General features: G+C 63.4%; 19 protein-coding genes. 9 read left to right on the top strand and 10 right to left on the bottom strand.

What is annotated here, in order from left to right; genetic code table 11:
* The first annotated feature begins 1 nt into the window (after position 1).
* Positions 2–727 (top strand): lysophospholipid acyltransferase family protein, encoded by a 726-nt coding sequence (locus JV18_RS0110245; protein WP_033074404.1) that lies wholly within the window; start codon positions 2–4, stop codon positions 725–727.
* 111 nt (positions 728–838) lie between these two features.
* On the opposite strand, the gene JV18_RS0110240 is transcribed toward JV18_RS0110245, so the two are convergent.
* Together JV18_RS0110240 and hisC are read right to left on the bottom strand one after the other, a co-directional pair.
* Positions 839–1,747 (bottom strand): prephenate/arogenate dehydrogenase family protein, encoded by a 909-nt coding sequence (locus JV18_RS0110240; RefSeq protein ID WP_033074403.1) that lies wholly within the window; start codon positions 1,745–1,747, stop codon positions 839–841.
* Complete coding sequence (gene hisC, locus JV18_RS0110235; protein WP_033074402.1) at positions 1,747–2,853, bottom strand: histidinol-phosphate transaminase; 1,107 nt, start codon at positions 2,851–2,853, stop codon at positions 1,747–1,749. The genes JV18_RS0110240 and hisC overlap by 1 nt, the downstream gene beginning before the upstream one ends.
* Before the next feature lie 78 nt (positions 2,854–2,931).
* On the opposite strand from hisC, the gene metX reads away from it, so the two are divergent.
* The gene (gene metX / locus JV18_RS0110230) at positions 2,932–4,050 is read left to right on the top strand and encodes a homoserine O-acetyltransferase MetX (RefSeq protein WP_033074401.1); all 1,119 of its coding nucleotides are present in this window, start codon (positions 2,932–2,934) and stop codon (positions 4,048–4,050) included.
* Positions 4,047–4,646: a methionine biosynthesis protein MetW gene (gene metW / locus JV18_RS0110225; RefSeq protein WP_033074400.1), complete on the top strand. Its 600-nt coding sequence runs from the start codon at positions 4,047–4,049 to the stop codon at positions 4,644–4,646. Before metX ends, metW begins: the two co-directional genes overlap by 4 nt.
* 125 nt (positions 4,647–4,771) lie before the next feature.
* On the opposite strand, the gene JV18_RS0110220 is transcribed toward metW, so the two are convergent.
* Positions 4,772–5,413, bottom strand: coding sequence for a TetR/AcrR family transcriptional regulator (locus tag JV18_RS0110220; RefSeq protein ID WP_033074399.1), 642 nt, complete (start codon positions 5,411–5,413; stop codon positions 4,772–4,774).
* Positions 5,414–5,616: 203 nt separating this feature from the next.
* Between JV18_RS0110220 and JV18_RS0110215 the strand changes: the two genes are divergently transcribed.
* The gene (locus tag JV18_RS0110215) at positions 5,617–7,977 is read left to right on the top strand and encodes a TonB-dependent receptor (RefSeq protein ID WP_235303108.1); all 2,361 of its coding nucleotides are present in this window, start codon (positions 5,617–5,619) and stop codon (positions 7,975–7,977) included.
* 63 nt (positions 7,978–8,040) lie between these two features.
* On the opposite strand, the gene JV18_RS0110210 is transcribed toward JV18_RS0110215, so the two are convergent.
* Genes JV18_RS0110210 through hemC form a run of 4 tightly spaced genes read right to left on the bottom strand, consistent with a single transcriptional unit; the run spans position 8,041 to position 11,734 of the window.
* Positions 8,041–9,183 carry a CaiB/BaiF CoA transferase family protein gene (locus tag JV18_RS0110210; protein ID WP_033074398.1) on the bottom strand — a complete coding sequence of 381 codons (1,143 nt, stop codon included), beginning with the start codon at positions 9,181–9,183 and terminating at the stop codon, positions 8,041–8,043.
* Between the two features lie 6 nt (positions 9,184–9,189).
* Positions 9,190–10,083: a mitofilin family membrane protein gene (locus JV18_RS0110205; RefSeq protein ID WP_033074397.1), complete on the bottom strand. Its 894-nt coding sequence runs from the start codon at positions 10,081–10,083 to the stop codon at positions 9,190–9,192.
* 20 nt (positions 10,084–10,103) lie between these two features.
* On the bottom strand, positions 10,104–10,778 hold the full coding sequence (locus JV18_RS0110200) for a uroporphyrinogen-III synthase (protein WP_235303106.1): 675 nt from the start codon (positions 10,776–10,778) through the stop codon (positions 10,104–10,106).
* A gap of 8 nt (positions 10,779–10,786) precedes the next feature.
* Positions 10,787–11,734, bottom strand: coding sequence for a hydroxymethylbilane synthase (hemC, locus tag JV18_RS0110195; protein ID WP_033074395.1), 948 nt, complete (start codon positions 11,732–11,734; stop codon positions 10,787–10,789).
* A gap of 98 nt (positions 11,735–11,832) precedes the next feature.
* Between hemC and tsaD the strand changes: the two genes are divergently transcribed.
* The 3 genes from tsaD to JV18_RS0110180 all read left to right on the top strand — a co-directional run bounded on the left by tsaD (position 11,833) and on the right by JV18_RS0110180 (position 15,468).
* Entirely contained in the window at positions 11,833–12,867 is a 1,035-nt protein-coding gene (gene tsaD, locus JV18_RS0110190; RefSeq protein ID WP_033074394.1) for a tRNA (adenosine(37)-N6)-threonylcarbamoyltransferase complex transferase subunit TsaD, read from the top strand.
* The gene (locus JV18_RS0110185) at positions 12,864–13,859 is read left to right on the top strand and encodes an NAD(P)H-dependent glycerol-3-phosphate dehydrogenase (RefSeq protein WP_200879093.1); all 996 of its coding nucleotides are present in this window, start codon (positions 12,864–12,866) and stop codon (positions 13,857–13,859) included. The genes tsaD and JV18_RS0110185 overlap by 4 nt, the downstream gene beginning before the upstream one ends.
* A 76-nt stretch (positions 13,860–13,935) precedes the next feature.
* A complete protein-coding gene (locus JV18_RS0110180; RefSeq protein ID WP_052071885.1) occupies positions 13,936–15,468 on the top strand; it encodes a lipopolysaccharide biosynthesis protein in 1,533 nt (510 codons plus the stop codon).
* A gap of 6 nt (positions 15,469–15,474) precedes the next feature.
* Here the strand turns inward: JV18_RS0110180 and JV18_RS0110175 are convergent, their stop codons facing one another.
* Both JV18_RS0110175 and JV18_RS0110170 read right to left on the bottom strand, forming a co-directional pair.
* The gene (locus JV18_RS0110175; protein ID WP_033074392.1) at positions 15,475–15,735 is read right to left on the bottom strand and encodes a hypothetical protein; all 261 of its coding nucleotides are present in this window, start codon (positions 15,733–15,735) and stop codon (positions 15,475–15,477) included.
* A 67-nt stretch (positions 15,736–15,802) separates the two neighbouring features.
* Entirely contained in the window at positions 15,803–16,801 is a 999-nt protein-coding gene (locus tag JV18_RS0110170) for an adenosine kinase (RefSeq protein WP_033074391.1), read from the bottom strand.
* A gap of 107 nt (positions 16,802–16,908) precedes the next feature.
* Between JV18_RS0110170 and JV18_RS0110165 the strand changes: the two genes are divergently transcribed.
* Positions 16,909–17,589, top strand: coding sequence for an EI24 domain-containing protein (locus JV18_RS0110165; RefSeq protein WP_033075236.1), 681 nt, complete (start codon positions 16,909–16,911; stop codon positions 17,587–17,589).
* Positions 17,586–17,954, top strand: coding sequence for a hypothetical protein (locus JV18_RS0110160; protein WP_033074390.1), 369 nt, complete (start codon positions 17,586–17,588; stop codon positions 17,952–17,954). The genes JV18_RS0110165 and JV18_RS0110160 overlap by 4 nt, the downstream gene beginning before the upstream one ends.
* Here the strand turns inward: JV18_RS0110160 and queG are convergent.
* Complete coding sequence (gene queG / locus JV18_RS0110155) at positions 17,951–19,006, bottom strand: tRNA epoxyqueuosine(34) reductase QueG (RefSeq protein WP_200879092.1); 1,056 nt, start codon at positions 19,004–19,006, stop codon at positions 17,951–17,953. The two genes, JV18_RS0110160 and queG, sit on opposite strands and share 4 nt — an antisense overlap.
* Between the last annotated feature and the right edge of the window lie 13 nt (positions 19,007–19,019).

Raw genomic sequence — 19,019 nt, 5'->3', positions numbered from 1 at the left:
CATGAGATTTGTCATCGCCCTTGCCCGTTCGATCCTGTTCTGGATCGCTTTCATATTGATGAGCGCCATCTGCTCGATCGGCGCGGTCCTTTCCATGCCGATATCGCATCGCGGAACCCGGGCCTTTGTTCGCTTTTGGGCGCGCTTTCACCGGATAATTTGCCGCATACTGCTCGGCCAGCGGGTGCAGGTGGTCGGCGATTTGCCCGATGTTCCGGTGCTGTATATATTCAAGCATGAATCGGCCTTTGAAACGGTCGATCAACCCTTGTTGTTTCAGCACCCGGCTGTCTTTGCCAAGGAGGAGCTTTTCTCCATCCCTATCTGGGGGCAGGCAGCGCGCTTCTATGGCCTGATCCCCGTAGACCGCGACGGCGGTGGCCGCGCGATGCGGGCAATGCTGGGAGCGGCGAAAGCAGCGCTGAGCGCAGGGCGGCCCCTGGTGCTCTTCGCCGAAGGCACGCGCGTCCCCCATGGCGAAGCGCCGCCGCTGCGCGCGGGATTTGCAGGCATGTACCGTTTACTGGGCGTCGATGTCATCCCCGTCGCGGTCGATAGCGGGATGATCTATCCCCCGCGCCGCTGGATCAAATGGTCGGGGACGATCACCTATAAGGTGGGAGAGAAAATTCCGGCCGGCCTGCCGCGCGACGAAGCCGAAGCGCGGGTTTGGCGCGCAATCAATGCGCTCAACCCGCCCGAGGCGTTGCTGGCGACCGAGGCCTAAGCCCTGAACCCCGCTCGCATCAAGCGAAGTCGACATGCCCGGCGTGAGTGCGCGCCCGCGGGGTGTCTCGACTTCACTCGACACGAACGGAAAGGGGGGGCCGGCTTGTGACTAGTGCTTGCGGCCGAAATCGGGCGCGGGATCATCCTGCCCTTCGGCGATGATCGAGCGGCGAATGGTGCGGGTACGGGTGAACCATTGTTCCAGCTTTTCCCCGTCGCCGCGGCGGATCGCCTGTTGCAGCACCGTCAGATCCTCGTTGAAGCGCTGCAGCGTCGCGAGAACCGCGTCCTTGTTCGCCAGAAACACATCGCGCCACATCACCGGATCGCTGGCGGCGATGCGGGTGAAGTCGCGAAAGCCGCCGGCGGAATATTTGATGACCTCGCTTTCGGTCACTTCCTCCAGCTCGCTCGCGGTGCCGACGATGGTGTAGGCAATCAGATGCGGCAAATGGCTGGTGACCGCGAGCACCAGGTCATGATGCGCGGCGTCCATGGCTTCGACGCGCGCGCCGAGCGCTTTCCAAAAGGTCGTCAGCGCCGCCACGGCGTCGGGCGCAGCATCGCTCGCTGGGGTGAGAATGCACCAGCGTCCGTCGAACAAGGTGGCAAAGCCCGCCGCCGGGCCGCTGTTTTCGGTGCCCGCGACCGGATGCGCGGGGATGATAGCATGATCGGGCAGCGCAGCGCGCAGGGCGGCGGCAACCCCCGCCTTGGACGAGCCGACGTCGGAGATGATCGCATCGGCGCGCAGCCCCGGCGCCATGGCGCGCGCGGCGTCGGCCATGCGGCCCACCGGCACCGCGAGGATCACCAGATCGGCGTCGGTGACCGCCGCGTCGGCGCTGTCCGCAATGTCGTCGCAAAAGCCGAGCGCGCGGGCTTCGCCCCGCACCGCCTCGCTCGCATCATGGCCGATCACGATCACATCGGGCAGGCGCGCCTTTACCGCGCGCGCCACTGACGAGCCGATCAGGCCTAGGCCGATGACACAAAGCCGCTCGATGCGATGCGTCATCAGGCTGTGAGCGCCGCGCGCACCGCGGCGGCGAGGCCGCGCGTTTCCTCTTCGGTGCCAATGGTCATGCGCAGCGCATGGGGCAGCCCCTGTCCGGGGAGCCAGCGCACGATATAGCCCGCCTTCATCAGTCGCGCGTTGACCGTTTCGGCACTCACTTCGCCTTCGAACAGGACGAGCAGGAAATTGGCCGCCGATGGAACGACGCGCACGCCATGATTGCCAAGGCTTTCCATTTCGTCGGCCAGCCAGCGGCGCCATTTTTCATTATGCTCGCGGCTGCGGGTGACAAATTCATCATCACCCAGCGCAGCAATCGCCGCTGCCTGACCGCAGCGCGTGACGTTGAAGGGGGCGCGAATCTTGTGCAGTGCGCCGATTACCTCGGCGCTGGCATAGCCCCAGCCGATGCGTTCAGCGGCAAGGCCGTGGATCTTCGAAAATGTGCGGGTGACGAGGACATTGGGGGCGCTTTTGGCCAGCTCCAACCCGCCGTCATCCTGATCGGGCGTCAGATATTCGGCATAGGCCTGGTCGATCACGAACAGCACATCGGCGGGCAGTGCCGCGTGGAGCCGCGCCACATCCTCGCGCGAGGCCAGCGTTCCGGTGGGGTTATTCGGATTGGCCAGATAGACGACGCGGGTGCGGTCGGTCACCGCCGCGAGCAGCGCATCGACGTCAGTGGCATAATCCGTGTCCGACGCCTCGACCGGCACCGCCCCGACCCGCCGCGCGGCGATTTCATAGACGACAAAGCCATAACGGACATAGAGCACTTCATCGCCCGGCCCGGCATAGGCGCTGGCGGCAAGATGGAGCAGCTCGTCGGATCCGGTGCCATAGATGACGCGCGCGGGATCAAGGTCATATTTGGCGGCAATTGCCTCGCGCAGCGCCGCAGCGCCAGGGTCGGGATAGCGCGCCAGATCGTCGGCGGCGGCGCGAAAAGCCTCACGCGCCTTGTCGCCGGTCCCGAGCGGATTTTCATTCGCCGACAGCTTGATGAGTGGGCGTCCATCGGCCCCCGCCGCCTTGCCGGGGACATAGGGGGCGATGCCGCTGATCCACGGCTTGGGCTGCAAAGTGGGATTGATATCGGTCATGCCCGCCCGTTTAACGCGCAAGGGCGCTGAGTCCAGCACGTTGACACACCCAGCGCGCGCGCTTAGCCCCCGCACATCATGGCGACGCGCACCCGAGATGTTCAGCATAACAGCCTTTCGCTCGAAAGGCCGCTGACGCTCGACAGCGGCGCGGTGCTGGAGCGGCCGGTCATCGCCTTTGAACGCTATGGACCGCTGAATGAGGCGCGCGACAATGTGATCCTGATCTGTCACGCGCTGACGATGGACCAATATGTCGCCTCGACCCATCCGGTGACGGGAAAGCCCGGCTGGTGGAGCAAGGTGGTCCGCCCCGGCGGCGTGGTCGATACCGACCGCTATCATGTCATCTGCGCCAATGTGATCGGCAGCTGTCTGGGGTCGAGCGGCCCCGCCAGCCTGGACCCCGCAACCGGTAGCGCCTTTGGCATGAATTTTCCGGTGGTGACAATCGGCGACATGGTGCGCGCGCAAGCGATACTGCTCGACGAGCTGGGCATTGGCCAGCTGCATGCCGTCATCGGCGGGTCGATGGGCGGGATGCAAGCACTGTGCTGGGCCGCGCATTATCCCGACCGCGTCGACCGCGCGCTGATCATTGCGTCGGCCGCGCGCCATTCGGCGCAGAATATCGCCTTTCACGAGGTCGGGCGGCAGGCGATCATGGCCGATCCCGACTGGCAGGGCGGCGATTATTATGCGAGCGGGCGGGTGCCGGTGAAGGGGCTGTCGGTCGCGCGCATGGCGGCGCACATCACCTATTTGTCCGAAGCAGGGCTGACCGCCAAATTCGGGCGCCAGCTTCAGGACCGCGAGACCAAAACCTTTGGCTTTGATGCCGATTTTCAGGTCGAATCTTATTTGCGGCATCAGGGGATCAGCTTCGTCGACCGCTTCGACGCCAATTCCTATCTCTATATCACCCGCGCGATGGATTATTTCGACCTTGCCGAACCGCATGGCGGGCGGCTCGCCGAAGCCTTTCGCGATTCACCGGTGCGTTTTGGCCTCGTCAGCTTTGATTCGGACTGGCTTTATCCGACCAGCGAATCGCGCCGCATCGTTCAGGCGCTCCACGCCGCGTGCGCGCAGGCAAGCTTCGTCGAATTGTCGAGCCCCTTTGGCCATGACGCCTTTCTGCTCGATTCGCCTGAAATGTGGCGGCTGATGGCAGGCTTTATCGAGGCAGGGCGATGAGCCACAGCCCCTTGCGCCCCGACCTTGCCCTGATCGCCGCTGAGGTGCCGCATGGCGCGCGCATACTCGATATCGGGTGCGGCGACGGCACGCTGATGGCCGCGCTGCGCGACAGCAAGGCGGCCGATGTGCGCGGCCTTGAGATCGACGCCGCCAATGTCGCCGCCGCGATGGAGCGCGGGCTGGCGGTGGTGCAGGGCGATGCCGACCGCGACCTTGCCGATTACCCCGACGACAGTTTCGATTTCGCCATTTTGTCGCAGACCCTGCAAACATCGCAGCGCCCCGACCGCATATTGGACCAGCTGCTGCGCATCGCGCCGCGCGCCTTTGTCAGCTTTCCCAATTTCGCCCATTGGCGGGTGCGGCTCGCCCTGCTCTGGGGCGGGCGGATGCCGGTGACCCGGCTGCTGCCCATCGCTTGGTATGAAACGCCGAACATCCACCATGTAACGGTCAGCGATTTTCGCGAGTTGGTCGCGGCGAAGAATATTGCGGTCGAGGGCGCCTGGTATCTGAACGGCGACCGCCCCACCAGCGCCGCGGCGGCAAGCTGGCGCGCCGAACATGCCATTTTCCAGATTGCGCGCGGGTGATGCGCCGATGAGGATGAACCGCTAGCGAAAATGTTTCCTCGTCACCCCAGACTTGATCCGGGGCCTGCCTTGCCCACAAAAAATTGGGCGGGTCCCGGGTCAAGCCCGGGATGACGGGAGGGGGGTCAGTCGCGCTTTTTCAGGCCGTTCGCCAGCAAGTCGTTGGCGACATCGGCGACATCGGCGATATCGGCGCTTTCGTCCCACAGGCCATAGCGCATGCCCAGAAAGACATTCATGCCGGCGATGGCCCACGCGTGAACTTCGCCCGCGTCGGCGCGAATGTCGCCGCGCGCCGCGCCTGCCTCCAGCCGTTGGCGGATGCGTTCGACCGTGGTTTCATAATGGCGACGATAGCTGGCGTAATCGACGAATTCGGCCTCGTCGATGATGCGGTAAATTTCCTTATGCTCGCGCACAAAGCCGAGGAAAGATTCAAGGCCGACACGCTCGGCACCAATTTCGTCAGGTGCGGCTTGGACCAGTGGGGTGACATGGTCACGCAATTGCTCGCTCATGTAGCGGACAAGTGCCTGAAAGATCTCCTCTTTCGAATCGAAATAGGTATAAAAGCTGCCCAGCGCCGTGCCCGCGCGGCGGGTGATCGCGCTGATCGACGCGTCGTGAAAGCCGCGCTCGCCAAATTCCGCCGCCGCCGCGTCGAGCAATTTCTGCAGGGTGCGCCGGCCGCGTTCGGTGCGCGGCATCTTGTCGGGATTTACCCCCGCTTCCCCGCGCTCTGCGGGTTCTGATCGCCGCTCGCTCATTCGCCTTCACCTCTCCGCCCCGACGTCGTTTCAACGCTTTGACTGCCCCCATCGTGGCTTTTGGGTCGCAGTGGCAAGCAGAAAAAGCGCCTGCCATGCTTTAAAAATTGAAACATGGTTCATCTTTCATTATTGGGAGCGGCGCGGCTTGGCAAGGTCCATGCCCAAAAAGACATAAGGGGCGGCGAACGCCTGCCCGCCACATGGGAGAGTTGAAGATGCGTCCTTTCGCCTGTCAGGTCCGCCGTGCCATTTTGGCTACCAGCGCCATCTCCACCCTGGCCTTTACGCCGCCGGTTTTCGCCGTGCAGGCAGGCGCCAGCACCGATAAGGACGAAGATGCGATCATCGTCACCGCGCGGCGCCGCGACGAACGGCTGGTCGATGTGCCCGTCGCGCTGACCGCCTACTCGGGCGATGCGCTTGCCAAGGCCGGCGCGATGGACATCACCGACATTGGCCAGACGACGCCGAATACGACGCTGGAGGCATCGCGCGGCACCAATTCGACCCTGTCGGCCTTCATTCGCGGTGTGGGACAGCAGGACCCGGTGTCGGGGTTTGAACAGGGCGTCGGCATCTATCTCGACGATGTCTATCTCAACCGTCCGCAGGCCGCTGTGCTCGACATTTATGATGTCGAGCGGATCGAGGTGCTGCGCGGGCCGCAGGGCACGCTTTATGGCCGCAACACCATCGGTGGCGCCGTCAAATATGTGACGAAGATGCTGCCGCAGGACCCGGCGTTGAAGATCAAGGCCAGCTATGGCACCTATAATCAGGCCGATCTGGTCGTCACCGCCAGCGCGCCGATCAGCGAGCTGCTGCGCGTCGGCGTGTCGGGTGCGCGCCTGTCGCGCGGCGGCTTTGGCGACAATCTGACCACGGGCCTTGAAAATTATAACAAGGATGTGTGGGCCGGGCGCGGCACGGTCGAAATGGGCGGCTATGGCGCGCCGGTGCTGATCCGCATTTCAGGCGATTATACCAAGGACAAGAGCAATCCGCGTGGCGGACACCGGCTGATCCCCGGCGCGGCATCGGGTGCGCCCGTGCTCGACGATGTTTTCGATACGCGCGGCGGCCTGAATGATCCCGAACAGGAAATCGAAGCCTATGGCCTGGCGCTCAATATCAGCGCCGAACTCAGCGACACGGTGACGCTGCGCTCGATCAGCGCGTGGCGCAAGGATGATACGGCGACGCCGATCGATTTCGATGCGCTGCCCGCTGTCGACCTCGATGTGCCGGGTTTTTATCGCAATGAACAGATCAGCCAGGAATTTCAGATTCTCTATGAAGGCGAACGGCTGAAAGGTCTGATCGGCTTTTATTATCTCGATGCCAGCGCCGATACCTTGTTCGACGTGCGCCTTTATACCACCGCGCCGGGCTTCGCGGCCTTTACCCAGGCCGATGTCGATACACAGACCTCCGCCATCTTTGGCGATCTGACCTATGATTTCACCGACCAGATCAGCCTGTCGCTGGGCGGGCGCTATACCTGGGACAAGCGCAGCGCCTCGATCCTGCGGCAAAATTATCTGGGCGGCGGGTCGCCGGTGTTTGGGGGCGCGGGTGTCCCCTTTGGCCCGCCGAGCACCGATTTTGACGGCAGCCGCAGCTTCAACAAATTCACCCCGCGCGCGTCGCTGTCGTTCAAGCCGACTCCCGATCATAATATTTATGCGAGCTATTCGCAGGGGTTCAAGGGCGGCGGCTTCGACCCGCGCGGTGTCGGGGTCAACGCGCCGGCGCAGATCCCGGGCCAGCCGACCGATGAGGAAGTCGCGGCCTTTTTGAGCTTCCTTCCCGAACAGGTCGACAGCTATGAGCTGGGCTACAAGGGCAATTTGATGGACGGGCGGCTGTCGGTCGCGCTGGCTGGCTTTTATGCCGATTACAGCGATGTCCAGATCCCCGGTTCGGTTGCCTGCAGCGTGAATGGCGTACAGACCTTCTGCGGTGTGGTTTCCAATGCGGGGAAGGCGACGTTCAAGGGGCTGGAATTTGAAGGCCGCGCGCGACTGGCCGAGGATATGGCCGCCGTCGGCGACCGGCTGACGCTGTCGACCGCGCTCGGCTATATCGACGCGGAATATAAGGAATATGTGACCAATATCGGCGGCGTTCCGACCGATGTGGCCGATCATCGCAAGGTGCAGAATACGCCCAAATGGACCGCCAGCGGCACGCTGTCCTATACCACCCCGGTGGGCGAAGGCGATGTCAGCTTTGGTACCACCTTATCCTATCGCAGCAAAACCTATCAGTTTGAAATTCCCAACCCCTATATTGATCAAAAGGGCTTCGCGCTGCTCGACGCGAGCCTTGTCTATACCGCGCCCGATGATCGCTGGAGCATCGGCCTGTTCGGCAAGAATCTGCTCGATAAGGAGTATAAAACCTCGGGCTATACTTTTGTCGTGACCGATCCGGTGACCGGAGCGATCATTCCTGGGGCCGGCGGCCTGCCGCAGCCCTCGCTGGGCAAGGAAGGCACGCTCACCGCCTTTTACGGCAATCCGCGCCAATTGTTCGTGACCGGAACGCTCAGTTTCTAAAGCAGGGCCAACGGGATTTTGCAGAGGGAGGCGGCTTGCGGGCGGCCTCCCTTTTTCGTGGCGCTAGCCGCCCAGCGGCGGGGCGCCTTCCCCTGCCGCCATGCGCTCGCCATCGATGACGATCGGGCTGGCAAGCGCGTCAATATGCGCGCCCGCGGGGCGAAAACGCAGGCCGCGTGCGATCACCTGCGGGTCGGCAAAAACGTCCGCCATGTCGTTGATCGGTCCGGCGGGGACGCCTTCGGCCTCCAGCGCCAGCGATAGCGGCTGCGCTTCCCACCCGGCGATTTTTGCGGCGAGCAGCGGGATCAGCGCGCGCCGGTTCGCCAGCCGCGCCGCATTGCTCGCAAAGCGCACATCATCGGCCCAGCCGGGCGCGCCCAATATCGTGCAGAGCTTGCGAAACTGGCTGTCATTGCCGACCGCGATGACCAGCTCGCCATCGGCGGTGGCAAAGGCCTGATAGGGCACGACATTGGCATGGCCATTGCCCATGCGCTTGGGGACGACACCGCTCGCCAGATAATTGGCCGCCTGATTGGCGAGCACCCCGACCTGACAGTCGAGCAGCGCCATGTCGATATGCGCGCCGCGGCCATCCATATCGCGCCGCCGCAGCGCAGCGAGGATGGCGACCGCCGAATACAGACCGGTAAAAATATCGGCATAGGCAATGCCCGACTTTTGCGGCGCGCCGTCGGGCTCACCCGTCAGCGACATGATGCCGCCCATCGCCTGGATGATGAAATCATATCCGGCGCGGTGGGCATAGGGGCCGGTCTGGCCGAACCCGGTGATCGAACAGACGATCAGCCGCGGAAAATAGGTGCAGAGCCGCGCGGGATCGAGCCCATATTTGACGAGCCCGCCAACCTTGTAATTTTCAATGACAACGTCGGCCCCGGCGATCAGGTCGCGCACCTCCGCCTGCCCCGCGGCGGTCGCTATGTCGATGGCTCGCCCCTGCTTGCCGCGATTGGTGCTGTGATAATAGGCCGCGCCCAGATTATGACCCTCGTCATCGGTGACGAAGGGCGGGCCCCAGTGGCGCGTGTCGTCGCCCGCGCCCGGTCGCTCGACCTTGATGACCTCCGCGCCCAAATCGGCGAGCAATTGCCCGCACCATGGCCCCGCGAGCACACGCGCCAGTTCGACGATGCGAATCCCCTCCAGGGGTCTGGCGGTGCGGAGCGGAGTATCTGACACGGAAGCTTATAGGGCCGATGCCGTTCCTGTCGCCGTCGCCGAACCGTCGCGCGGTTCCAATATCGCTGCCGTTTCGATGAGGTCCAACGCGCGGCGGGCTTCATGATAACGACGCGCCTCGATCAGCCAGTCCTGTGCCGTGGCGGCGCCCGGCATTGCTTCCACTTCGGCTATGGCTTTGTCCACCTGTTCCCCGGCCAGATAGCGACGCGCTCTGGCCAGCCTCTCCGACGCGCGGGTGGATTGGGTTCCCGCTTTCCGCACAACGAATAATTCGTTGAATTCGCGCCTGATCCCGGTCCACAAACTGCCTTCGCCTTCATTGCTGCGTCCGACAAGTTGGGGCGCCAATGTGTCGAGGTCAGTCCGCAACTGTTCGAGCGTGACCGGTTCGCGCGATGTGTCGATGATCGTTTTGACGGCGTTGGGTTGATCGTCGCCGAAGCGCAAACGCAGCTGCGCTTCGAGATAGCCCAGCGACAATCCGCGATCGAGCGCGCGCCGTACGGCGAAGGCGACCAAAAGCCCTTCGGCACGCGAAGCATTGCCCGACGCCGATTCGGCTTCCAGCGTGATTCGCGACAAACGCTGTTCCAGTTCGGCGACGCGCGTCACCAGCGCATCGGCGCCATCGACCGGCGCAACCATCAACGGAGCGACGTCGCCGTCCGCATCCGGACGCGGCGCTTCCTCCGCCGAGGGGGTAGCCTGCGAGGTTGTCTTGGTCACCGGCGCTGCCGTTTCCCGCGAATCGAGCAGGCGATTCATCGCCCAGCCCCCGCCGACGACCCCAATGAGCAGCAGAATGAAGCCGCCGATCGCCAGCGTACGAAAATTTTGTCCCCGCTTTTGCTCCACGCCGTTCGCTGGCGAAGAACTATCGAGTTTGTCGATTGCCATGTGTCTCTTTCGAACGACCCCTATTTGGACGCCTTGTGGCACAAAGCATGGGCCTGTGCCAACATTGCCGCATCATTGGGGTGGCTGGCAACCGCCACTTGTTTCCACCCGGACCCGGCGGCGGCTGCCACGGCTGAACTGATCGCAATTAAAGTCAAATGTTTAGGCGTGCCGACAAGCATTGCAAGCCGCTCTGCGCTGCGCCTTGAATAGACTGCAATTGCCGCCGGGCCCGCGATATTTTCCTGCCAGTCCGAAGGCGGGTCGATGGCCTCCACCGCATAGCAAGCAAGCGGCGTGAGCTGCGTACCCTCCACGCTGATCCGCGAACGGTCGCGGGCGCTCAGCCACAGAATCCGGCGCAGGCCCTCTTGCGCCATGGTTTCTACCAGCGTCTGACCATCGCTGTCGCCAACATATTCGACTTTCAACCCGGCGCCTCTCGCCGCTTGAGCACTCGCCTCTCCCACCGCATAAGCTGGCATGTCGGCAAGTGTCGCAAGGCCGTCACCCCCCAGCCGGGCGGCCTGGGCGCTGGTGATCAAAAGCGCGTCATAGAGCGCCGGATCGGGCGGAACCCAGTCAAGCGGGCGAGCGATAAAAAGCGGCATAGCCCGGGCATCAAGGCCGAGCGCCCGCGCCTGTGTCACCGTTGCCGTGCAACCGGGATCGGGCCTTGTAACCAGGAGAGGCACCGAGGAGGTCATGGGGCGAATAGCCGCCTTACGGCCACAGGCGCCTCCGACAGGAGCTTCTGCGCCAGACGGGCAGCGGAGACCTCATCCTCGACCATTGTCTCTCCGGCAACATGTGCTCCGCCATCCTCTGAAAAAAGTTCGGCAACGAGCCGCAACCTTCCGTCGGGCAGATAATGAGCATGCGCCGCCACCGGCGACTGACAATCCCCGCCCACCCCGGCGAGAAAGGCGCGCTCTGCCACGACCGCACGCCGGGTATCGCCATGGTCGATGGCGGCAAGCAGGGCCAGCATAGCCCCGTCCTCCGCGCGCGCTTCCACGCCAATCGCCCCTTGTGAAGCGGCAGGCACCAAAATGTCGACGGGCTGCACCGTGCCGATTTCGTGCATGCCCAGCCGCTCGAGCCCTGCCGCTGCCAGCAGCGTCGCATCCATTTCCCCCGACACCAGCTTTGACAAGCGCGTCGCCACATTGCCGCGCAGCAGGGGCGTTTTGATGTCAGGACGCAATTTTCGGACCTGCGCCGCACGGCGCGGGCTGCTGGTTCCCAATTTGGCGCCGGGAGGCAGGTCCGCAATCGTTGGAGCCTCCAGCCCCTCACATACTACCAAACGGTCGCGCGGATCGCCGCGTTCGAGCATGGCGCCCAGCACGAATCGCGAATCGCGAATAGTTTCCACATCTTTCAGCGAATGGACCGCGACATCAATCACCCCAGCATCGAGCATGGCATCGAGCTCGCGCGTCCACAAAGCCTTTCCCCCTATTTCCGCGAGCGCCCGGTCCTGAACCTTGTCGCCCGCTGCGGTGATCGGCACAATTTCCAAGGCCTGAGGGTCAAATCCATGGGCGGCGATCAAGGCGGCGACCGCCATATTCGCCTGAGCGCGCGCGAGCGGCGAAGCGCGGGTGCCAAGGCGGAGAGGACGAGACGCTGTCGGAAAATCGGTCATGCGCTGCTGCTAAGGCCTGCGAAGCGGAAATGAAAGGCTCTGCACCTGTTTGAGCATCTTGCCCCCTTACACTCGCCCCGCGTAAAGGCTAATGAGACATGACCTTGATCCTCGGCCTTGAATCGAGCTGCGATGAAACCGCGGCCGCGCTCGTCGATAACGGCAGACGCATATGGGCGCAGCGCGTTTCGGGACAGGAGGTCGACCATGCCCCCTATGGCGGCGTCGTCCCGGAAATTGCCGCCCGCGCGCACGTCGATCGGCTTACCCCCTTGATCGAGGATGTTTTTGCCGAGGCGGGCGTCAAACTGGCCGATATTGATGCCATTGCGGCAACCGCTGGTCCCGGTCTGATCGGCGGCGTAATGGTCGGGCTAGTGACGGGCAAGGCGCTGGCCCATGCAGCGGGAAAGCCGCTGATCGCCGTCAATCATCTGGAAGGCCATGCGCTCAGCCCGCGCCTTGCAGACCCTGACCTGCGCTTTCCTTACCTTCTGCTGCTGGTGTCGGGCGGCCATTGCCAGCTGTTGCTGGTGCGCGGAGTCGATGATTATCGGCGGCTTGCAACCACTATCGACGATGCTGCAGGCGAAGCCTTTGATAAGACGGCGAAGCTTCTGGGCCTTGGTTATCCAGGTGGACCAGCGGTGGAACACCTTGCGCGCGAGGGCGACCCCACCGCCGTGCCGCTTCCCCGCCCGCTCCTTGGCAGCGGCGAGCCTCATTTTTCGTTTGCCGGACTGAAAAGCGCGGTCGCGCGCGCCGCTTCAGAAGCGGTTCATCGGCCGGCCGATCTTGCCGCCTCCTTTCAACAGGCGGTGATCGATTGTCTGGTCGACCGGAGCCGCCGAGCCCTCAACGCCTGTCCCCAAGCAACCGCCTTTGTCGTGGCGGGCGGCGTCGCCGCCAATGAGCCGATTCGCGCCGCCCTTACCGCTCTTGCGGCAAATTTCGACAAGCCGTTTGTGGCGCCGCCCCTGTGGCTGTGCACCGACAATGGCGCGATGATCGCCTGGGCCGGGGTGGAGCGTTTTGCGGCGGGCCTGATCGACGATCTGGACGTCGCCGCGCGCCCGCGCTGGCCCCTCGACCCCTCAGCAGAAGCCGTTCGCGGCGCCGGAGTGAAAGCATGACGTCAGAGCCCGTGCAATTTGGCGTGGTCGGGGGCGGCGCATGGGGAACCGCTCTGGCGCAGCTGCTCGCCGCGGATGGTGCCCCTATACGCCTGTGGGCGCGCGAGGCGGACGTGGTCGAGACCATCAACCGCGAACATCGCAACAGCCTTTTCCTACCTAGTGCAGCGCTTTCTCCCTCGCTGCACGCTACCGGTAATCTCGCGGACATGGCGGGGCTGAATGCGCTACTTATCGTCGTTCCCGTCCCCTATTTGCGCCCCATTCTTGCCGACCTGCCCGAAGCGGATACGCCACTGATCTTCTGCAGCAAGGGGATGGAAGCGAACAGTTTTGCCTTTCCCGTCGATATCGCACGCGATATTTTTCCAAACCGGCCACTCGCCGTCTTGTCAGGTCCAACCTTTGCGCATGAAGTGGCAGCGGGGCTGCCCACGGCCATCACGCTCGCCGCCGAAGACCGGGACAGCGCAGAGCAGCTCGCCCATGCGCTCGCCCGCCCGCATTTCCGGCCCTATGTGTCCACCGACCTGATCGGTGCCGAAATCGGGGGAGCGGTCAAGAATATTCTCGCCATCGCCTGCGGCATTGTCGATGGTGCCGGACTGGGCCTAAACGCGCGGGCTGCGCTGATCAGCCGCGGCTTTGCCGAAATGACGCGATTCGGGCTGGCGCGCGGCGCGCAGGCTGAAACGCTGGCAGGGCTGGCGGGGTTGGGGGATTTGGTCCTTACCTGCACATCTTCCAACTCGCGCAATTTTGCACTGGGCCAAGGACTGGGCCGCGGGATCAGCGCCGCCGAATTGATGGCGGATCGCCGGACCATTGCCGAAGGCGCGTTTAGCGCTCCGGTTGTCGCCGCAGCGGCAGAAGCCGACAATATCGACATGCCGATCACCGCCACCGTGGCCTGTCTGATCGCAGGTGAAACCAATGTAGCCGACGCCATTCAGGCCTTGCTCAGCCGCCCGCTTCGACCAGAGGGCCGATGAACGTTCAACTGCGATTGCATGCACCCACTGGTCTCGCTAATCTGCCCGGCGGGGATGGGCTGAAGGGGCGCAGGGCTTGAGCCAGACAGACAGCGCAGGCACGCCGCCCGGGTCCATCGCAACCGAACGCGATGCCGACACGGCAGCGCTGGCCAAAGGCGGACGCACCAATTTCTTCGGCTTTGTCCTGCGCCTGGTCGCACGGCTTCCCTTCCTCTATTTCGCCGGCCGCTGGTACGGCCCCGATCTGGTCGGGCGCTTTGCCCTCGCCGTGCTCGTTATCGAACTGGTGGCACAGCTTGCCACCCTGGGGCTGAAACGCGGCCTCGCCGAACAGCTAAGCGCGCCCGGTGCCGATCAGCGCCACATCGTCTGGGATGGCTTGTTCGTCGCCTTTCTCGCGTCGGCGGCGGGTTCGGCGATTTTATTTCTGTTGCCCCAATTCATGTTCCCGAGCGGCGATATCAGCGCCGTGGACCGCAGCATGGCCTTCCTTGTTTTCGCGATCGCGGGGACCGAAATCGCACTCGCGGCCTGCGCCTATCGCTATGATATTGGCGCAACGGTGCGCGCACGCGCGATCGTGGAGCCTTGGGTGATCAGCATCGCCGCTGCCGCATTCTGGTATGTTTCGGAAAAAGACGGGCTGATGCTGGCCTATGCCGCCGCGATGCTGGGCGCCTTTCTGACCGCCCTTATTCCGATGTTTCGCCATTTCGGCGGCCCCGGGATGTGGCGTCCCGATGCGGTGCATCTGATCAGCGTCGCGCGGCGCAATGCGCCGCTGGCCGCCGCCGACGCCATCGAATGGGGCACGCGCCGGCTTGACCTGTTCATATTGGGCCAGTTCACCTCGCCCACCATTTACGGTATTTATTATATGGCGCAGCAGGTCGCCTCGCTGCCGCAAAAGCTAAAAACCAGTTTCGAGCCGATTCTGGGGCCGGTCATCACCCGCAATCTGGCTGAAAAGCGTCTTGGCGCGGTGGCCGCGCAGGTCAGCCAGGTCGGCTTCTGGATTATTGCTGCGCAGGCGGGGGTGGCGCTGGCACTGGGCATTCCGGGCGAAGCGGTGCTTGGCCTTGTCGGTCCCGAATTTGTCAGCGGCACAGGGGCACTCGCCTTCCTTCTCGCCGCCGAAGTGGTCGCGGCGACTGCAGTAGTGAGCGAAGCCGCACTTGTTTATGTAGCGCGCCACCGCAATTTGCTGATCAGCCTCGCCACGCTGGCGCTCCAGGCCTTGCTGAGCATTGCCTTTATCCTGGGCGCGCGTGCCATGGGGCTTCCGGATATCGCCTATGCTATGGCGGTTGCCCTCGCCTTGATGATCGCCCTCGGCTTTGCTTCGCTGGTCAAGGCAAGGCTTCTGTCACGCATATTGGGGGCGCCGGTGAATAATCTTCGCTGGGCTCTGGTCTGGGCGACAACGGGGGCCGCTGTGCTGGGCTGGGGGGCGACACAATTGCCCGAATGGGCCGAATTGTTGATTGGCGTCCCCTTCATCCTCGCCATTTATGGCTGGCTGATCTGGACGCGCGGCTTCGGCCCCGAGGATCGCGAGTTGTTTCGCAAACAGCCCAAATCAGCCTCGGTGCCCGAAGATGCTTAGGCGCCTTTACTTCACCGCATCATGGGCGGCTTGACCGACATCTTCGGCCGCGCTTCCGACCTTTTGCGCCGCGTCGCTGATCGCCTGTGTCTCCACTCGATCATTGCCCAAAAACTCAAAGGCCAGAAAGGCCAGCACTGCCAAGGCGATGAGGGCTATTGCGCCCATAATCAGCCCCCCGCCGCCACGCTTGGCGTCGCGGTCGACAATCGTGGTGGTATGCGTATTGCCTGCGGCATCGCGGGTTGTGTGAATTTCTTCGGCCATAACGGCAACTCCCATGCTGATGGGGCATGGACGCCCCATCAAGCCAAAAGTTCCGGTGCCAAGCCTTTCAACCCAGCTTTGCGGCGACCCTTGCCTTGAGGTCAATTTGAGCGCGCGGTCCCATTTGGGCAATAATCTCGCACGCGCAAACCGCACCCATTGTCAGGCATTCGGCAATGGAGCGGCCTTCGGCCTGCCCGGCCAAGAAACCGGCAGCAAACAAGTCGCCTGCGCCAGTAGTGTCAATCACCGCGTCAATGGGTTCGGCGCCGACCTCGGTGCGCTGACCCTCGACAACGGCGATGGCCCCCTTTTCGCTGCGCGTGACGACGAGCAGTGGCACCTCGGCCGACACTTGTGCCACTGCGACATCGAAATCCTCGACGCCCGCCAGCGCGCAAATCTCTACTTCGTTCGCAAACAGGATGTCGAACAGGCCTTCCTTGATCAACGCCCGGAAATCATCGCCATGCCGGTCGATGATAAAGGCGTCGGACAGGGTGAAGGCCACTTTGCGTCCTGCCCCGCGCGCGACGTCAATCGCGCGGCGCATCGCGGCCCGCGACAGCGGCGGATCCCACAGATAGCCTTCGAGATAGAGGATGTCGGAATCGGCGATGCGGGCTTCGTCGATCATCGCCTGTTCGAGCAAATGGCTCGCACCCAGGAAGGTGTTCATCGTGCGTTGGCCATCGGGCGTCACCAGTATGAGGCAGCGTGCCGTCGGCGCACCTTCGGCCAGCGGCGGGGTGTCATAGGCCACATTCAACGCACGCAGATCGTGAGTGAAAACATGGCCAAGCTGATCGTCAGCCACCTGTCCAATAAAAGCGCATTTGCATCCCAGCGCCGCCATGCCCGCCAACGTATTCGCCGCCGAGCCGCCCGACATTTCGACCGCCGGGCCCATGCTCGCATAAAGACGCTCCGCCTCTTCGGCGTCGATCAATCGCATCGAACCTTTGACCAAGCCTTCGGCTTCAATCAGCGAATCTTCGGCGCGGGCAATAACATCAACGATGGCGTTGCCGATCGCGATAACGTCGAAACGGGCGGTGGAGGCCATGAAATATCCTGTTGAAAAGAGAAACTGCGCGCGGGCTTAGGATCGGCGGCGGCGCAAGGCAAGCGGCTGTGCTTGACGAGCGCCCCCTGCCTCCCTCATTCAGCGGCATGACCGGCATTCCTTCTGCCCTGATGCGCGCGCTCCGGGACCTGAACCATCCGCGGGTTGTGCGTATATTGTTGCAAAGCCTTGGGCTCACCTTGCTGATCTTTCTGCTGCTCGGCGCGGGATTATTCCTGCTGAGTCGCTGGGCCTTGCGCGAATATTGGGGACTGGGGGGCATGGAGAGCGATCTTGCCGGGGCCATCATCATCGTTCTGCTCTTGCTCGGCGGCTGGCTGCTGTTTAGGGCGGTCGCCATCCTGGTCGTCGGCCTGTTTGCCGATGCCCTCATCGACGATATCGAAACGCGCCATTATCCTCGGGCTGCGGCCAGCGCCGTCGGCATTGGGTGGCGGCATGGAGCCCGCCTTGCCCTTGCCTCGATCCTGCGACTGATCGGCGGCAATCTGATAGCACTGCCCGGCTATATTTTTCTGCTCGTTACCGGCGTGGGCACCGCCCTGCTCGCTCTTGCCGTCAACGCCATCCTGCTTGGCCGCGACCTCGAAGCGATGATTGGCGCACGCCACCCCGGACAGCCAGGGCTGGACCGGGGCACGCGCTGGTCGCTCGGTTTTCTGTCTGCCGCAAGCTTCATGGTGCCCGTCGTCAATTTATTGGCGCCTCTGCTCAGCGCGGCTATGACCGTGCATCTTTTCCATATGCGTCAAAAGGGCTCGTCATGATCCGCTCTGTTCCCTGTCTTGCCCTGTTCGGCGGCCTGTCGCTTGCCCTGGCTGGCTGCACCAATGCCGTGCCGCGCCCCAAAACGCCCGGCCCGGTGACGACAACGCCCGCCAAACCGGTTCAGACCAACAGCCTGATCGGCAGCAGCGCCGATGCGGTAGGCCGCATGTTTGGCAGCCCCCGGCTTGATATTCGCGAAGGCGCAGGGCGAAAAATGCAATTTTCCGGCACCGCCTGCACGCTCGATCTTTATCTTTATGCGCCGCGGGAAGGGACTGCGGCGGTGACCACCCATGTCGATGCCCGCACCCCCGACGGGCGCGACATGGACGTCAATCGCTGCGTCGAGGCGCTCCGCCGCTAATTGCCGTCGAGCGCATCCAGCGCCCAGCGCGCTGCATCCGCCACCATCTCTGCTTCATCGTCGACCAGCTTTTCGAGCCGCAGGCGAAGCGTCCGATCCCCGCTGTTGCCTGCCGCCACAGCGGCATTGCGAACCATCCGATTGCGTCCGATACGCTTGATAGGCGATCCGGCGAAAACCTGCCGGAAAGCTGCATCGTCGAGGCTCAGCAGATCGCCAAGCGAAGGCGCGGCCAGTTCGGCGCGCGGCAGAAAGGCGCGATGCCGCGCCGCTGTGTCGGCAAATTTGTTCCACGGGCAGACGGCAAGACAATCGTCGCAGCCATAGATACGATTGCCCATGGCGCGGCGGAATTCGACCGGAATCGGGCCATCATGCTCAATCGTCAGATAAGAAATGCAACGCCGCGCATCGAGGCGATAGGGGGCCGGAAAAGCCTGGGTCGGACAGGACGTCTGACAGGCGGTGCAACTGCCGCAGCGATCCCGCGCGCCCGCGCTGGGCGCAAGTTCGAGCGTCGTGTAAATGGCGCCGAGGAAGAGCCAGCTTCCATGATCGCGACTGACCAGATTGCTATGCTTCCCTTGCCACCCGAGGCCAGCCGCCGCCGACAAAGGCTTTTCCATGACCGGCGCGGTGTCGACAAACACCTTCACCTCGGCATCCGGTGCCTCGGCAACCAGCCAGCGCGCCACGGCCTTCAGCGCCTTTTTGACGACATCATGATAATCAGCGCCCTGTGCATAGACGGAAATCCGCCCGCGGTCCGGATGATCGCCAAGGGCAAGCGGATCGACCGACGGAGCATAGCTCATGCCCAGCGCAATGATCGAGCGGACCGCGGGCCACAGTCCTTTGGGCGAACCGCGCTGCTCGGCGCGATTTTCCATCCAGATCATGCTGCCATGACAGCCATCGGCCAGCCATTGACTGAGCCGTTCGGCGGTGCGCGGCGCGGCATCGGCGGGCGCGATGCCAAAAGCGCCAAAGCCATGATCGCGCGCCACTTGTTCAAGGCGCTGTTCCAGCGAAGGTGGGGTCGGACACGTCATTTTCGCCCCTATA

Source organism: Sphingopyxis sp. MWB1 (assembly GCF_000763945.1).
GTDB lineage: Bacteria > Pseudomonadota > Alphaproteobacteria > Sphingomonadales > Sphingomonadaceae > Sphingopyxis.
Note: the sequence above shows the minus strand (reverse complement) of the source record. Positions and strands in the feature narration are given on the sequence as shown.

Coding starts and splice junctions, on each gene's coding strand:
- JV18_RS0110220 (WP_033074399.1), bottom strand. CDS start 5,413: ATGAGCGAGCGGCGATCAGAACCCGCAGAGCGCGGGGAAGCGGGGGTA.
- tsaD (WP_033074394.1), top strand. CDS start 11,833: ATGACCTTGATCCTCGGCCTTGAATCGAGCTGCGATGAAACCGCGGCC.
- JV18_RS0110165 (WP_033075236.1), top strand. CDS start 16,909: ATGACCGGCATTCCTTCTGCCCTGATGCGCGCGCTCCGGGACCTGAAC.
- queG (WP_200879092.1), bottom strand. CDS start 19,006: ATGACGTGTCCGACCCCACCTTCGCTGGAACAGCGCCTTGAACAAGTG.
- metW (WP_033074400.1), top strand. CDS start 4,047: ATGAGCCACAGCCCCTTGCGCCCCGACCTTGCCCTGATCGCCGCTGAG.
- JV18_RS0110215 (WP_235303108.1), top strand. CDS start 5,617: ATGGGAGAGTTGAAGATGCGTCCTTTCGCCTGTCAGGTCCGCCGTGCC.
- JV18_RS0110245 (WP_033074404.1), top strand. CDS start 2: ATGAGATTTGTCATCGCCCTTGCCCGTTCGATCCTGTTCTGGATCGCT.
- JV18_RS0110160 (WP_033074390.1), top strand. CDS start 17,586: ATGATCCGCTCTGTTCCCTGTCTTGCCCTGTTCGGCGGCCTGTCGCTT.
- metX (WP_033074401.1), top strand. CDS start 2,932: ATGGCGACGCGCACCCGAGATGTTCAGCATAACAGCCTTTCGCTCGAA.
- hemC (WP_033074395.1), bottom strand. CDS start 11,734: ATGACCGATTTTCCGACAGCGTCTCGTCCTCTCCGCCTTGGCACCCGC.
- JV18_RS0110240 (WP_033074403.1), bottom strand. CDS start 1,747: ATGACGCATCGCATCGAGCGGCTTTGTGTCATCGGCCTAGGCCTGATC.
- hisC (WP_033074402.1), bottom strand. CDS start 2,853: ATGACCGATATCAATCCCACTTTGCAGCCCAAGCCGTGGATCAGCGGC.
- JV18_RS0110175 (WP_033074392.1), bottom strand. CDS start 15,735: ATGGCCGAAGAAATTCACACAACCCGCGATGCCGCAGGCAATACGCAT.
- JV18_RS0110185 (WP_200879093.1), top strand. CDS start 12,864: ATGACGTCAGAGCCCGTGCAATTTGGCGTGGTCGGGGGCGGCGCATGG.
- JV18_RS0110170 (WP_033074391.1), bottom strand. CDS start 16,801: ATGGCCTCCACCGCCCGTTTCGACGTTATCGCGATCGGCAACGCCATC.
- JV18_RS0110205 (WP_033074397.1), bottom strand. CDS start 10,083: ATGGCAATCGACAAACTCGATAGTTCTTCGCCAGCGAACGGCGTGGAG.